15 protein-coding genes are annotated in these 16,468 nt (G+C 29.5%); 7 read left to right on the plus strand and 8 right to left on the minus strand.

From position 1 onward, the window contains the following. The 8 genes from rsmG to rpmH form a co-directional block, all read right to left on the minus strand. Positions 1–639: 16S rRNA (guanine(527)-N(7))-methyltransferase RsmG (gene rsmG, locus BM119_RS18000; RefSeq protein WP_090043101.1), on the minus strand; the 639-nt coding region annotated here is incomplete at its 3' end. Positions 640–660: 21 nt separating this feature from the next. Further along, positions 661–2,547, minus strand: a complete 1,887-nt coding sequence (gene mnmG / locus BM119_RS18005; RefSeq protein WP_090043102.1) for a tRNA uridine-5-carboxymethylaminomethyl(34) synthesis enzyme MnmG — start codon at positions 2,545–2,547, stop codon at positions 661–663. A gap of 7 nt (positions 2,548–2,554) precedes the next feature. After that, positions 2,555–3,934, minus strand: a complete 1,380-nt coding sequence (gene mnmE / locus BM119_RS18010) for a tRNA uridine-5-carboxymethylaminomethyl(34) synthesis GTPase MnmE (protein ID WP_090043103.1) — start codon at positions 3,932–3,934, stop codon at positions 2,555–2,557. 541 nt (positions 3,935–4,475) lie between these two features. Continuing rightward, the gene (gene jag, locus BM119_RS18015) at positions 4,476–5,099 is read right to left on the minus strand and encodes an RNA-binding cell elongation regulator Jag/EloR (RefSeq protein WP_090043104.1); all 624 of its coding nucleotides are present in this window, start codon (positions 5,097–5,099) and stop codon (positions 4,476–4,478) included. Between the two features lie 75 nt (positions 5,100–5,174). After that, positions 5,175–5,909, minus strand: a complete 735-nt coding sequence (gene yidC / locus BM119_RS18020) for a membrane protein insertase YidC (protein ID WP_242948464.1) — start codon at positions 5,907–5,909, stop codon at positions 5,175–5,177. A gap of 28 nt (positions 5,910–5,937) precedes the next feature. Then, entirely contained in the window at positions 5,938–6,150 is a 213-nt protein-coding gene (yidD, locus tag BM119_RS18025; RefSeq protein WP_242948465.1) for a membrane protein insertion efficiency factor YidD, read from the minus strand. Beyond that, positions 6,128–6,502: a ribonuclease P protein component gene (gene rnpA, locus BM119_RS18030; RefSeq protein WP_090043105.1), complete on the minus strand. Its 375-nt coding sequence runs from the start codon at positions 6,500–6,502 to the stop codon at positions 6,128–6,130. Before rnpA ends, yidD begins: the two co-directional genes overlap by 23 nt. 57 nt (positions 6,503–6,559) lie before the next feature. Continuing rightward, a complete protein-coding gene (rpmH, locus tag BM119_RS18035; protein ID WP_090043106.1) occupies positions 6,560–6,694 on the minus strand; it encodes a 50S ribosomal protein L34 in 135 nt (44 codons plus the stop codon). 555 nt (positions 6,695–7,249) lie between these two features. On the opposite strand from rpmH, the gene dnaA reads away from it, so the two are divergent. The 7 genes from dnaA (at position 7,250) to gyrA (ending at position 16,107) form a co-directional block, all read left to right on the plus strand. Further along, a complete protein-coding gene (gene dnaA / locus BM119_RS18040) occupies positions 7,250–8,611 on the plus strand; it encodes a chromosomal replication initiator protein DnaA (RefSeq protein ID WP_090043107.1) in 1,362 nt (453 codons plus the stop codon). A 273-nt stretch (positions 8,612–8,884) separates the two neighbouring features. Further along, on the plus strand, positions 8,885–9,988 hold the full coding sequence (gene dnaN, locus BM119_RS18045; protein WP_090043108.1) for a DNA polymerase III subunit beta: 1,104 nt from the start codon (positions 8,885–8,887) through the stop codon (positions 9,986–9,988). Positions 9,989–10,002: 14 nt separating this feature from the next. Next, the gene (locus BM119_RS18050) at positions 10,003–10,209 is read left to right on the plus strand and encodes an RNA-binding S4 domain-containing protein (RefSeq protein WP_090043109.1); all 207 of its coding nucleotides are present in this window, start codon (positions 10,003–10,005) and stop codon (positions 10,207–10,209) included. Between the two features lie 45 nt (positions 10,210–10,254). Then, a complete protein-coding gene (gene recF / locus BM119_RS18055; protein ID WP_090043110.1) occupies positions 10,255–11,340 on the plus strand; it encodes a DNA replication/repair protein RecF in 1,086 nt (361 codons plus the stop codon). Positions 11,341–11,354: 14 nt separating this feature from the next. After that, complete coding sequence (gene remB, locus BM119_RS18060; RefSeq protein ID WP_090043111.1) at positions 11,355–11,615, plus strand: extracellular matrix regulator RemB; 261 nt, start codon at positions 11,355–11,357, stop codon at positions 11,613–11,615. A gap of 25 nt (positions 11,616–11,640) precedes the next feature. Then, complete coding sequence (gene gyrB, locus BM119_RS18065; protein ID WP_423231013.1) at positions 11,641–13,551, plus strand: DNA topoisomerase (ATP-hydrolyzing) subunit B; 1,911 nt, start codon at positions 11,641–11,643, stop codon at positions 13,549–13,551. A gap of 21 nt (positions 13,552–13,572) precedes the next feature. Continuing rightward, complete coding sequence (gyrA, locus tag BM119_RS18070; protein WP_090043113.1) at positions 13,573–16,107, plus strand: DNA gyrase subunit A; 2,535 nt, start codon at positions 13,573–13,575, stop codon at positions 16,105–16,107. Positions 16,108–16,468 lie beyond the last annotated feature (361 nt).

Consider the following 16,468-nt stretch of genomic DNA (forward strand, 5'->3'; position numbering starts at 1 on the left):
AATATTATGTTTTAAATCTGTATCTTCTATCTCTATTTGTATAACTTCTTCTAATTTTCCACCTAAAGTTCCAATAGCATTCTTGGCTTCCTGTAACTCTTCATCTACAGAAGGTCCTTTTAACGCTATAAAGTATCCACCTACCTTAACATATGGTAAGCATAATTCACTTAATACACACATATTAGCAACAGCTCTAGATGTAGCTATATCAAATTTTTCTCTAAATTCTTTTTTTCTTGAAACTTCTTCTGCTCTTCCATGTATAGTCTCAAAATTCTTAAGATTTAGCTTTTGTATAACATCATTTAAGAAATTAATTCTCTTGTTTAATGAATCTAACAGTAATACATTTATGTTTTCATTCATTATTCCTATTGGTAAACCTGGAAATCCTGCTCCTGTACCTACATCTATTATAGATATATCGTCCTTAACTTCACTAAATTTAAATGCTTTTATGCAATCTATAAAATGTTTTTTTATAATTGCTTCATCTTCAGTTATTGCTGTTAAATTTATTTTTTCATTCCATTCTTTTAACAAATCTTTATATAGCATAAATTTATTATACTTATCCTCATCAAAAGGCATATTAACATCATCACTGGCTTTTTTCATAATATCAAAATAAACCATATAGACCTCCATGATTTTATTTTATTGTTGATTTCTCTTCATTTTGTGCTCTAAATATATTAATAAAACTGATATATCCGCTGGTGATACACCTGATATTCTTGATGCTTGACCAATGCTTATTGGTCTTATAGAATTTAGTTTTTGAACGGCTTCTATTCTTAATCCTTTTACATCATTATAATCTATATTATCTGGTAATAGCTTTCTTTCAAATTTTTTAAATTGATTTACTTGTTCTAACTGCTTTTCTATATATCCTTCATATTTTGCTATTATAATAACCTGTTCTTCCACATCCTGTGGTAAATTATGTCTTTCGCTGTCTAATTCCTTAGTATTTTGGTAACTAAGTTCCGGTCTTTTTATTAATTCATATAGACTAATAGGTTTTTTTAATTCTGAAGAACCTACTGAAATTAAAAATTCATTTACTTCTTTTTTATTAGTTATTTGTAAGTTTTTTATTCTATTTAACTCATTGTCTATTTGATCTTTTCTACTTATATACTTATTGTATCTTGTATCCGTTACAAGCCCAACTTTTCTTCCTAACTCTGTAAGTCTTAAGTCCGCATTATCCTGTCTTAACAATAATCTGTACTCTGATCTTGAAGTCATCATTCTATATGGCTCATTAGTTCCTTTTGTAACCAAATCATCTATTAAGACTCCTATATATCCATCAGATCTCGTTAATATAAGTGGATCTTCTCCTTTAATTTTTAATGATGCATTTATACCTGCTATAAGACCCTGAGATGCTGCTTCTTCATATCCAGATGTTCCATTAATTTGTCCGGAACCAAATAACCCCGAAACTTTTTTTAATTCTAATGATGGTTTTAGTTCTAATGGATCTATACAATCATACTCTATAGCGTATCCAGTTCTCATTATTTCAACATTTTCTAGTCCTGGTATTGTTCTAAGCATCTGTATCTGAACCTCTTCTGGTAGTGAACTTGACATACCTTGAACATACATTTCTTCAGTATTCTCACCCTCTGGTTCAACAAAAATTTGATGTTTTAATTTATCTGGAAATCTCATTACTTTATCTTCTATAGATGGACAATATCTTGGCCCTATGCCTTCTATTTCTCCATTATATAAAGGAGATCTATTTATGTTATCAGTTATAACCTTATGAGTATCTTCATTTGTATAAGTTAACCAACAGGATATTTGGTCTCTATCAACATTTTCACTTAAAAATGAAAATGGAACTATTTTCTCATCACCCTTTTGTTCAATCATTTTTGCAATGTCAACACTTCTGCTATTTACTCTAGCAGGGGTTCCTGTTTTAAATCTTCTTAAAGATAAATTTAATTTTTCTAATGATGATGTAAGATAATTTGCTGCTGCTAATCCGTTTGGTCCACTATTTTCAATAAACTCACCAATTATAACTCTACCTCTTAAATAAGTACCACTAGCTATTATAACTGCCTTAGCTTTAAAAGTTGCACCTGTACTAGCTACAACGCCAGAAACTTTACCATCTTCAACTTCTATTTCAACAATTTCACATTGCTTAACATCTAAATTATCCTGGTTTTCTAATACATGTTTCATTCTATCTTGATATTTTTTCTTATCTGCCTGAGCTCTTAATGAATGAACTGCTGGTCCTTTAGATGTATTTAACATTCTAGATTGAATGAATGTTTTATCTATATTAACACCCATTTCTCCACCTAAAGCATCTATTTCTCTAACTAAATGACCTTTAGCTGTTCCTCCAACATTAGGATTACAAGGCATCATTGCTATACTATCTAAATTTATTGTAGCTATAAGTGTTTTCATACCCATTCTAGCTGCTGCTAATGCAGCCTCACAACCAGCATGCCCTGCTCCTATTACAATAACATCATATTCTCCTCTTAAGTATTTTCTCATACTACACCTACTTTCCTATACAGAACTCTGAGAAGATCTTATCTATTATATCTTCTTCTAATGTTTCACCTGTTATTTGACCTAAATCCATCCAAGCTGATCTAACATCTATAGAGGCTAAATCAATAGATATTCCCATATCTAATGTGTTTAATGCTGCTACGCATCTTTCTTTTGATTTATATAAAGCTTCTTTATGTCTACTATTAGTTATCATAACATCTGTTGCACTTATTTCTCCACTAAAAAACATATCTTTTATTTTGCTCTTTAATTTATCTATTCCCTCACCAGTCTTAGCGGAAATATCCATTATATTTTCCATATTTAATCCACTTAACTCATCTAAAACTAATTTTTTATTTAAATCTACCTTATTTAATAGCACTACATATTTCTTATCTTTTATATATTCTATTATTTCCTTATCTTCATCATCTAAATTCCTACTTGAATCTAACATAAATACAATTATATCTGCTTCATTTATCTTCTCTTTGCTTTTCTCTACTCCAATTTTCTCTACAACATCTTCTGTTTCCCTTATGCCTGCTGTATCAATAATTTTAACAGGTATACCATTTATATTTATGTATTCTTCTATAACGTCTCTAGTTGTACCTGCAACCTCTGTTACTATGGCTCTTTTTTCCATAAGTAAACTATTTAAAAGAGATGATTTTCCTACATTAGGTTTTCCTACAATAACCATATTTAAACCTTCTCTAAGTATTTTACCTTCATCAGCTGTAGCTAATAAATGTTCTATCTCATTTATTATTTCTCTTAAATTATTTGATACTTGTTTTGATGTAATTTCTTCTAAATCCTCTTCTGGAAAATCAACTGTTGCTTCTATATGAGCTATAACTCCTAAAAGTCTTTGTCTAAGACCATTGATTTCTTTTGAAATTCTTCCTTCACTCTGTAGTAATGCTGATTTCATTGATAAATCAGTTTTTGCTTTTATTAAATCTATTACTGCTTCAGCTTGTGTTAAATCTATTCTTCCGTTTAAAAATGCTCTTTTTGTAAATTCACCTGGTTCTGCATTTCTTGCTCCGTTTTTAATAATTTCTTCTAAAATTCTATTAGTAGCAAAAACGCCACCATGACAATTTATCTCAACACAATCTTCTGAGGTAAAACTTCTTGGTGCTTTCATATATGAAACTATAACTTCATCCAATATTTCTTCAGTTTCTTTATCTATTATATGGCCATATCTCATTGTGTATGGCTTTATGTTATTTAATGGTCTATCATTCTTACCCTTAAATATGGAACTAGCTATTTTTAAAGCCTTATCCCCTGATAATCTTATAATTGATATTCCGCCTTCTCCAATAGCCGTAGCAATAGCAGCTATTGTATCAAATTCTCTCATACATATCCTCCTTTTTGGATATTATAATTTTATCCGATGGCCACATTTTTGTTTCCAGTAACTTTACGACAAAAAAATCAAGATAAACTAAGACTTTTTCAACTTTTTTTATTAATAAACTACTTTTATATAATCATTTAGAATTTTATGTTATAAACTCATATTTTCATACAAAATTCTAAATAAATTCACATCAAAAAACTTATTATTATACTGTTTTTAAACAAAAATCACTACCTTATAGTATAACCTAAAAACTTATTAAAAGAAATTTTTTTTCGCATTTATCCTATAAATTTGTATACATTGTATATGTTTTTTTATTATTTCTAGAATTATTACTTTAATCCTAGAATCATAAACTTACCTTTAAAAATTATCCACAATGTTAATTAAACTTTTTAATTATAATTATCCACAATCATTCTTTATATTATAGCCAAAAAAACTATCCACAACCTAAAAAAACAAATTATTTTTCTCAAAATATGGTCACTTTTCCAATAAAAAAAGCTCTAGTAATTAAACTAGAGCTTAAAATTTACTTTTTTATATCTATTACCACTCTTCTAAATGGCTCTTCACCTTCACTATAAGTATAAACTTCTTGATTATTTTGAAGTGCTGAGTGAATAATTCTTCTTTCATAAGGATTCATAGCTTCAAGCCTTATACGTTTTCCTATTTTCTTTACTTTGAAAGCAGTTTTTTGTGCTAAATGCTTTAAGGTTTCTTCTCTTTTTGCCCTATAATTTTCGGTATCTAATACAACTCTTTTATATTCATCATCGTTACCTTTATTTATAACTAAACTAACTAAATACTGGATAGAGTCTAAAGTTTCACCTCTATAACCTATTACGGTTCCCATGTTAGATCCTAATAAATTTATGTTTAAAGAGTCCTTATTTTCAACTATTTTTATTTCAACTTCTACACCCATCGCATCTAAAACATTTTTCAAAAAAGCCTTTGCTTCTTTAGCATAATCTTTTTTTAGTTTTACAAGAATCTTTGCCGGCTTAGTACCTATAAGTCCTAATAATCCTTTAGAACCTTGCTCTAATACTTCAACTTCTATTTTATCTTCTGTAACATCAAGTTCTTTTAAAGCATTCTTAATTGCTTCGTCAACTGTTTTTCCTAAAACTTCAAAAGTCTTCACTACCTACTCACCCACCTTTAATAAAAAAACCCCTTTTTTAGTTACCAACATTTTGTAATCATTAAAATACAAATATTACTTTGCATTCTTTTTCTTAGTTTGCTTTTCAACCTGCTTTACTTTGTTTTCATCTTCAAGCTGATCTTGTTTTGCAGCCTTTTTTTTATTATCAACTGCTCTTAAAACTAATGTTTGAGCTATTTGTATTATACTACCTGCAACCCAATATATAACTAGAGCTGATGTCATTCTTAGTGACATAAATCCAATCATACCAGCCATAAAGATGTTCATTGTTGCCATTTGCTTAGCTTGAGGATTATCTTTATTTTTACTAGCTATTACAGCTGTTGAAAAATAAGTTGTAGCTACAGCTAAGATTGGTAATATATAGTATGGGTCTGGATGTGATAAATCAGGTACCCATAAAAATCTTGCCCCTGCTATACCTTGTAAATTAGAGAAAACATAATAAAGTGCCCATAGAATTGGCATTTGTATTAATAACGGAAGACATCCACTGAATGGATTAATCTTATATTCCTTATACATCTTCATTGTTTCTTCTTGCTGTTTAGCTGGATCATTTTTATATTTTTGTTGTAATTTACTCAATTCAGGTTGTATTTCCTGCATTTTAACCTGAGATTTAATAGATTTTAAGTTTAATGGGAGCAAAATTAATCTAATTATTATTGTAACAGCTATTATAGATAATCCATAAGCTATCCCTGTATCAGGTACTACATTAAGAATAATATTATGTATTTGCTCAAAAAACATACTTATAAAATTTCTTAAAACGTCCAAACGAAAAAACCTCCTGACAACTTTTTACTTATTTAACAGGATCATATCCACCTTCAAAAAATGGATTGCACCTTAAAATTCTTTTAATTGCTAAAAATGTCCCCTTCAATGCTCCATATTTTTCAATGGCTTCTAATGCATATTGGGAACACGTTGGATAAAATCTGCAACATGGTTTCTTCAAGGGCGAAATATAACGTCTATAAAATCCAATTAATTTAATTAGAATTTTTTTCATCATTATTATATATTCCTGCCTTCTTAAATAAATTTAACATAGCAGTCTGTACATCTTTATATTCTCTTTCTTTTATAGCCGATCTTGCTACAAATACTAAATTGTATCCAGGTCTTAAACCTTTACTATTTAATCTATAGCTTTCGTTTATAAGCCTTTTTGCTCTACTTCTTGTAACACTCTTACCTACTTTTTTGCTTACGGAGATTCCGACTTTATTATAGAGCCTACCATTTTCATCTCTATTTCTATTACTTCTAACAAGATATAATACTAAAATATCATTAGAAAAAGACTTACCTCTTCTATAAACAGATCTAAATTCTACATTTTTTCTTAATCTTTCGCCTTTCATCGTAAAACCAAATCTCCTTTTTCCTGCAATTGCAGAAAAAGGCCACTAATGCGGCCCTTATGCTGTCAATCTTTTTCTACCTTTTAATCTTCTTCTCTTAAGAACATTTCTTCCAGCCTTAGTTTTCATTCTTTTTCTAAAACCATGTTCTTTCTTTCTTTGTCTCTTTTTTGGTTGGTATGTCATAAACATTCGTCTACACCCCCTTTAGCTATTTTCTTTAATTTATAGCAAGTTACTTACTATCTAATAAAAATACATTTTAGGTTTTACTTTATAATTATATATTTAAGCATCATTTATGTCAAGAATGCTTATCCCTGTTAATAAAATTACTTAAGTATAATTCTTTTTGTGGATAAGTTATTGAAACCCTCTATTTCTTTATGATATTATTAAAAAGAATTGTGAATAAAATTTTTCAACAAAAAGTTATCCACAGCTGTTGATAACTCTGTGCATAACTTTCCTATTTCTGTAGAAAGATTTAATTCATATATTCTATTTTAGGCTAAATTGCTGAATTTATTCAATGTTGATTATGTTCATGTTTATTTTCACACAGTTGTTAATAGATTTTTTTTTGTGTATTTTATATACAATTTTATAAACATGTGAATAATTTTATTCCCATATGTCAATATGAATAGATGGTGTGTATAACTTTGTTCAAAACTTGTTACTTAAGCTTTTTATATAGAAGTATTAATTTTTTTAAATTATTGATTTTTGACTGGAGGATAAGAAATGGATACCCAACTTAATGAATTATGGGAAAAAACCTTAAATATCTTAAAGGGTGAACTTACCGAAGTAAGTTTTAATACTTGGATAAAAAGTGCTACGCCTCTATCTGTTAATAATGACACTATTAGCTTAGGGGTTCCCAATAATTTTACCAAGGAGATTTTAGAGGCACGATATAAAGATTTGCTTCAAAATGCAATAAAACTTATATCATCTAAAAAATATAACCTTGAATTCATAATATTATCCGAAGAACAGGATAATGATAAACAAAGTTCAAAAAAAGAACGAATCAAAGAAATTGAAAATAATAATGTAAAACCAAATGATGTAATGTCTGCAAGTTTAAATCCTAAATATACATTTGATTCCTTCGTAATAGGAAACAGTAATAGATTTGCACATGCTGCATCTTTAGCTGTAGCAGAATCTCCAGCTAAAGCATATAATCCATTATTCGTGTATGGTGGAGTTGGACTTGGAAAAACTCACTTAATGCATGCAATTGGTCACTACATACTTAAAAACAATCCTAAAGCAAAGGTTGTTTATGTATCATCAGAGAAATTTACAAATGAACTTATAAATTCTATAAAGGATGATACCAATGTTGAATTTAGAAACACGTATAGAAACATAGATGTTTTATTAATAGATGATATACAATTTATAGCTGGTAAAGAAAGAACTCAAGAAGAATTTTTCCATACTTTTAATGAATTACATGATGCAAACAAACAGATAATTCTATCTAGTGATAGACCACCAAAAGAAATCCCAACTCTAGAAGATAGACTTAGATCTAGGTTCGAGTGGGGTCTTATTGCTGATATTCAGCCACCAGACTTCGAAACTAGAATAGCCATTTTGAAGAAAAAGGCTGACGTAGAAAATCTAAATGTACCAAACGAGGTTATGCATTATATTGCAACAAAGATAAAATCGAATATAAGAGAACTTGAAGGTGCATTAATTAGAATAGTTGCTTATTCTTCATTAACAAATAGAGATATTACAGTTGATTTAGCATCAGAGGCATTAAAAGATATTATATCTAATAAGCAATCAAAACATATTACTATTGATTTAATTCAAGATGTAGTTGCTAATTATCACAATTTAAGAATTGAAGATTTGAAATCTCAAAGAAGAACACGAAATGTTTCTTTTCCAAGACAGATTGCTATGTACCTATGCAGAAAGCTCACTGATATGTCTCTACCAAAGATAGGAGAAGAATTTGGTGGAAGAGATCACACTACTGTAATACATGCCTACGAAAAAATTTCAGAAGGACTAAAGGTAGATGAAGCCTTACAAACTAAAGTTAGTGAAATAACGAAGAAATTAACCGATAAATAGTCCACAGCTGTATATAATATCTTACCCATTGCATGTGGATAACTTAAAACTTAATAGGTATCAGTTAATAATGTGGATAAGATAGCATGCTTTGTTCTTACTTATCCACACTTATTTTTTCATTTTTTTCGTTGCGCATCAAGGCTTAAACCCACTTATCAACAAATCCACAGCACCTACTACTACTATTACTATAAATATTTATCTATTTATTATTATCTATATATATAAAATAATAGTTCTACTGTGCATAACTTAAGGAGGTTATTTAGTATGAAATTTGTATGTGAAAAAAATAAATTACAAGAAGCAATATCAATAGTACAAAAAGCAGTTACAGGAAAATCCCCTATGTCTATTCTTGAAGGTATTTATATAGAATCTAATGACAATGAGGTTAAACTAATAGGGTCAGATATAGATTTAAGCATTGAAACAAAATTATCTGCTCAAATTATAAAACCAGGAAATGTAGTTGTAGACTCTAAGCTTTTTGGAGAAATTATAAGAAAATTACCTAATGCTCAGGTTACAATAGAAACTCAAGAAAATAATTTATTAAAAATACACTGTGAAAAGTCAGATTTTGAGCTTAGTCATATGAATGGTGAAGATTTCCCCACATTACCTACTATAAATGAAAATATATTCTTTTCAGTACACCAGGAAACTTTGAAAAACATGATAAAGGGAACATCTTTCGCTGTAGCTCAGGATGAAACAAGGCCAATACTTACAGGAATATTGTTTGAGGTTGATAACAAAACTTTAAATTTAGTTGCATTAGATGGATATAGATTAGCTTTAAAGAGAGAGCTTTTAGATACTGAAAATACTATTAGTGCAGTAATACCAGGTAAGACCTTAATCGATGTAGCTAAAATTCTAGAAGAAACTACTGAAATAGCAAATATAACTTTTACAACAAATCATATTTTATTTAATTTAGGTGTAACAAAAGTTATTTCTAGACTTTTAGAAGGTGAATTTATAAATTATAGTTCTATAATTCCTCAAGAGCATAAACTTTCTCTTACAGTAAAAAAACAAGAACTACAAAACTGTATAGAAAGAGCTTCGCTAATGGCGAAAGATAGTAACAGTAATTTGATAAAATTGGATATTCAACCTGACAACTTAATCATCACTTCTAATTCTCAATTGGGAAAAGTGAGAGAAGAATTAGCTATTAATTTGCAAGGTGAACCTCTACAAATTGCATTTAATTCTAAGTACTTGATTGATGTCTTGAAAATTATGGAAGAGGAAACTATTGTTATGGAATTTACAAGTGCAGTAAGTCCATGTATTGTTAAAAACAGTAATACAAATAATTGTCAGTATTTAATTTTACCTGTAAGATTAGCTAATAGCTAAAGGAGGATTTAGAAGTGATAGAAATAACAACAGAAACAGATATAATAAAATTAGATTCGTTTTTAAAGTGGTCAGGTGCTGTAAGTATGGGATCTGAGGCAAAATTCTTTATACAAAATGGAGATATCATAGTTAATGGAGATATATGTACTCAAAGAGGTAAAAAACTTAAAAAAGGTGATATAATTGAATTTAATGGAGAAACATATAAGTTAGTATGATTATCTTTTAAATAAATATGATATAATTTAAAATAGGTGTTTTATATGTATGTTCAATATATACAATTGAAAAATTATAGAAATTATGAATTTTTAAATATAGAGCTTATAAAAGGCGTAAATGTATTTATAGGTGATAATGCTCAAGGAAAAACAAACGTGTTAGAAGCTGTATACTATTGTGGATTTGGAAAATCCCATAGAACAAATAAAGATAAAGAACTTATATCTTGGAATTCAGACAATTCTATTATCCAAATTTATGTTTGTAGAGAAAGACTAAATAAAAAAATAAATGTAACTATACTTAAGAATGGAAAAAAATCTATAAGTATTAACTCTATAAAAATAAATAAAATATCTCAACTTATTGGAAATTTCAATGTTGTAATATTTTCCCCTGAAGATCTTAAGATTGTAAAAGAATCTCCAGGGGTTAGACGTAAGTTTATTGATATGGAGATTGCACAGCTAAGTTCAAAATATTATTATGCTCTTGTTCAATACAATAAAGTTATGAATGAGAGAAATTCTATTTTGAAAAACAGAACTTTAGATGAGGCTATGTTAGATGTTTATGATGATCAATTATGTACATTTGGAGAATATATAATTAAAAAAAGATTAGAATACTTAAATAAATTAAATATTCATGGCAAAGATATACATAAGGAGATAACTACAAACAAAGAAGAAATAGAGTTTAAATATTTAACATCTATAGATTACAATAAGAATATAAAAGAAGAACTTAAACTTAAGTTAAAGGTTAATAGAAAAAAAGATATGGATAAAGGTAATACATCAGTAGGACCACATAGAGATGATATTGGTATTTATTTAAATGGTGTAGATGTAAAATCATTTGGCTCGCAAGGTCAACAGAGAACTGTAGTTTTAACTATGAAATTTTCATCTCTGAAAATAATAAAAGATTTAACAGGAGAATATCCTGTTTTATTATTGGATGATGTTTTATCAGAGTTGGATATAAATAGAAAAAGGTATATACTGAGTTCTATTGATGAAATACAAACAATCATAACTTGTACAGGAATTGAAGATATAAATGAAAATTTAAATGGAAATTATAAGATTTTTAATGTAACAGAGGGTCATATAAGAGAATAAGAGGAGGAAAAACTGTGTTTTTACATTTAGGAGAGAATGTAGTAGTGCCAATAAAGGATGTAATAGGTATATTTGATATCGAAACAAGCATGTATAGTTCAGATACTGGCCAATTTTTAAGATTAGCAGAAGAAGACGGTTTTGTTGAACGTATAACTAAAGAAAGACCTAAATCTTTTGTTATAGCTGAAGTTGATAAGAAATCAAAAATATATCTATCACCGATATCATCAGCTACATTGACTAAGAGAACATATATAGACTATGACCTTTAACATTTAGTTAAGCTAGGAGGGTTTTATAGTGGAAGAAAACAAACAAACCTACGGTGAGAGTCAAATTCAGGTTTTAGAAGGATTAGAAGCCGTTAGAAAAAGACCAGGAATGTATATTGGTAGCACAAGTGCAAGAGGATTACATCATTTGGTTTATGAGATAGTTGACAATAGTATAGACGAAGCTTTAGCAGGATACTGTAAAAATATTACAATAAATATTCATAAAGATAACTCAGTTAGTGTTTCAGATGATGGTAGAGGAATGCCAGTAGGTATACATCCTAAAATGGGAAAACCTACTGTAGAGGTTATAATGACAATACTTCATGCTGGTGGAAAATTCGGAGGCGGAGGATACAAAGTATCTGGAGGTCTTCATGGTGTTGGAGCATCTGTTGTTAATGCATTATCTGAAAAATGTATAGTGGAAGTAAAAAGAGATGGATTTTTATGGAAACAAGAATTTGAACGTGGTAAAGTTAAAACTGGCTTTGAAAAAGAAGGCGAAACTGATGAACACGGAACAAAGATTTATTTTAAACCCGATCGAGAAATCTTTGAAGAAATAGAATTTGATTTTGAAACATTATCACAAAGATTAAGAGAAATTGCATTCCTAAACAAGGGAATAAAAATAACATTTAATGATGAAAGAGAAGAGAAAGTAGAGCATTATTGTTATGAGGGTGGAATAAAATCCTTCGTTACCTATTTGAATAGAAATAAAGAAGTTCTCCATAAAGAGCCTATTTATGTTGAAGGTACTAAAAATGATTGTCTTGTTGAAGTAGCACTTCAGTACAATGACAGTTATGCAGAAAATATATTTTCCTTTGCGAATAATATAGCAACAATTGAAGGTGGAACACATCTTATTGGATTTAAGGCAGCTTTAACAAGAGTTTTTAATGATTATGCTAAAAAGTTTGGTCATTTGAAGGATAGTGATAAAAACTTGTCCGGAGATGATATAAGAGAGGGACTAACTGCTGTTATATCTGTAAAATTAAGTGATCCACAATTTGAAGGACAGACAAAAACTAAACTTGGAACAAGTGAAGTTAGAGGAATAGTTGAAAATATAGTAGGAGAGACTGTAAGTACTTTCTTAGAAGAAAATCCAACTACAGGTAAAATAATAATAGAGAAGGCTTTACTAGCAGCTAGGGCAAGGGATGCAGCAAGAAAGGCTAGAGAACTTACAAGAAAATCAGTATTAGAAAGAACATCTTTACCAGGAAAATTAGCAGATTGTTCATCAAAAGACCCTCACGAATGTGAAATTTATATAGTCGAAGGGGATTCTGCTGGTGGATCAGCTAAGCAAGGAAGAAATAGAAGATTCCAGGCTATATTGCCTTTAAGAGGTAAAATAATAAATGTTGAAAAACAAAGATTAGATAGAATCTTAAACTCAGATAGTATAAGATCAATGATAACTGCATTTGGAGCAGGTATAGGCGATGAATTTGACATAGAAAAAATAAGATATAACAGAATAATAATAATGACAGATGCCGATGTTGATGGAGCTCATATCAGAACTCTTTTGTTAACATTCTTTTATCGTTATATGAGGGAGCTTATAGAGCAAGGTCATGTTTATATAGCTCAGCCACCATTGTATAAAGTAACTAAGAGTAAAAAAGATAGATATGCCTATACTGATAAAGAACTAGATGATGCTTTAACTGAGTTTGGAGGAAAAGATAGTAGTGTTGCTATCCAAAGATACAAAGGTCTTGGAGAAATGAATGCAGAACAATTATGGGAAACTACTATGGATCCTGAAAGAAGAATTCTTTTAAAGGCCGAAATAGAAGATGCAATGGCAGCTGATGAGATATTTACCATATTAATGGGAGATAAAGTTGAGCCTAGAAGAGAATTTATTCAAAAAAATGCTAAGAAGGTTAAAAACCTAGATATATAGCGATGTAACGAGGTGAAAAGTATGTATAATGAGGGAAGAGTATTACCCGTAGACATAAAAAATGAAATGAAAAAGTGTTATATAGATTATGCTATGAGCGTTATTGTAGGTAGAGCACTTCCAGACGTAAGAGATGGATTGAAGCCTGTTCATAGAAGAATTCTTTATTCTATGCAAGAATTAGGATTAAATCCTGAAAAAGGGTATAGAAAATGTGCAAGAATAGTAGGAGACGTTTTAGGTAAGTACCATCCACATGGAGATTCGTCTGTTTATGATGCATTAGTAAGAATGGCTCAAGATTTTTCAATAAGATATACACTAGTAGATGGTCATGGAAACTTTGGTTCTGTTGATGGTGATTCAGCAGCGGCAATGAGATATACAGAAGCGAAAATGAGCAAAATTGCCGTGGAGCTTTTAAGAGATATAAATAAAGATACTGTAGACTTTATACCTAACTTTGACGGAGAGGAAGAAGAGCCAGCTGTTATTCCGTCTAGATTTCCTAATTTATTAGTAAATGGTTCTTCGGGTATAGCTGTTGGTATGGCAACTAACATACCACCACATAACCTTAATGAGGTTATAGATGGAGTTACGATGCTTATTGATGATCCAGATACATCTATAATGGAACTAATGACACAAATAAAAGGTCCTGATTTTCCTACAGCTGGTATAATACTTGGTACATCAGGTATTAGAGAGGCTTATGAAACTGGAAAAGGAAAAGTACTAGTTAGAGCTAAGGCAGAGATTCAGGAGAAAGATGGAAGACATAGAATAATTGTTAATGAAATACCGTATCAAGTTAATAAGGCTAAATTAATAGAGAATATAGCTGAACTTGTAAAAGATAAAAAAATAACTGGAATATCTGATCTTAGAGATGAGTCAGACAGAGACGGTATGAGAATTGTAATAGAATTAAAAAGGGATGCAAATCCAAATATTGTATTAAATCTTTTGTATAAGCATACAAAGATGCAAGATACATTTGGAATTATAATGCTTGCTCTAGTAGATAATGAACCTCAGGTTTTAAATTTAAAGCAGGTTCTTAGTCATTATATAGATTTCCAAAAGAGTGTTATAAGAAGAAGAACTGCATTTGAATTAAGAAAAGCCGAAGAAAGAGCTCATATATTAGAGGGATTAAAAATAGCCTTAGATCATATTGATGAAGTTATAAGTATAATAAGAGGATCTAAGAATAGTGAAATAGCTAAAGAAACTCTTATATCTAGATTTGGACTAAGTGAGAAGCAGTCACAGGCTATATTAGAAATGAGATTAAGAAGATTAACTGGTTTAGAAAGAGATAAGATAGAAGATGAGTATTCACAGTTAGTTGAATTAATATCTAAATTAAAAGAAATATTAAGCACTGAACAATTGGTACTTAATATAATTAAAGAAGAATTAGCTGCAATAAAGGCTAGTTATGGTGATGAAAGAAGAACTGCTATAGAGCAATATGCTGATGATATTGATATAGAAGATTTAATTCAAGAAGAAGAAGTAGTAATAACATTAACTGAGACAGGATATATAAAAAGAATATCTGCAGATACTTACTCAGCTCAAAGAAGAGGGGGTAAGGGAATCCAAGCAATGACAACAAAAGAAGATGATTCTGTAGGAAGAGTTATAATTACATCAACTCACACGGATTTATTATTCTTCTCAGATAAAGGAAGAGTATATAAAATTAGAGCATATAAAATACCTGATGCGAGAAGAACTGCTAAGGGTGTTAATATAATAAATATACTTCCATTAGATCAAGATGAGAAGATACAAGATGTATTATCTATAAAGACTATGGAAGAAGGAAACTATCTAATAATGGGAACAAAGCAAGGTATAATTAAAAAGACCCCATTAAAAGAATACGCCTCAATAAGAAGAAATGGATTAAATGCAATTAATCTAAGAGAAGGTGATGAGTTATTAAAGGTAAAAGTAACTCATGGAGATGCTGAAATAATAATGGTTACTAGAAGAGGATATTCTATAAGATTTAGCGAGAAAGATGTAAGACCAATGGGTAGAAATGCATCAGGAGTTAAAGCTATAACACTTAGACAAGATGACATAACAGTGTCTATGGATATAGTTGTAGAAGATCAAGAATTATTAGTAGTAAGTAAAGAAGGCTACGGAAAGAGAACAAGAATCTCTGAATATCCAAGGCAAAAAAGAGGCGGAAAAGGTATAAAAACTTATAAGATAACAGAAAAAACTGGGGAAGTTGTAGCAGGTAGAGTATGTAAGAGTGGTGACGAATTGATGCTTATAAACTCTAAGGGTGTTGCAATAAGAATAAATATTGATGATATTTCTATTATAAGTAGGAATGCCATGGGTGTAAGGTTAATGAGGACTAAAGAACAAGAAGAAATAGTTGCTATTGCTAAAATATCTACTAATTATGATGTTGAAGAGTTAGCAGGAGATAGTTTGGAAGATGATAATTCGTTAATTGAAACTGAAGAATTGGAAGACGTAAAAGAAGTAACTGAAGATCCAATTGATAAAATAAATGAATAGATAGGAGAAACAAGGGGTTTATTAAGTTTAAACCCCTTGTTTTTTAATATACTTTACCTAGTGTGTCTATAAATGAAAATAATAGAATAATCTAGATAAATAAAGAAAACAAGATATAAACTGTATAAGTGGTATAATTCATGCAAATAATATTATTGTTATATGGTAAGATAAATATCGTCGCTGATGTGAGAACAAAGTGATGGTGAAGTTAACAGCTTGAAGGAAATAAAAAATATTTCAAAAAAGTGTTGACAAAGGAAAACACAAATGTTATTATAAAGAAGTCGCATGAAGCGGCAAACAAATTGGTCTTTGAAAATTAAACAGATTAAGATAAAGAACCAGCAATTCTTTTACA

The sequence above is a fragment of the Clostridium frigidicarnis genome (assembly GCF_900111985.1).
GTDB lineage: Bacteria > Bacillota > Clostridia > Clostridiales > Clostridiaceae > Clostridium_Z > Clostridium_Z frigidicarnis.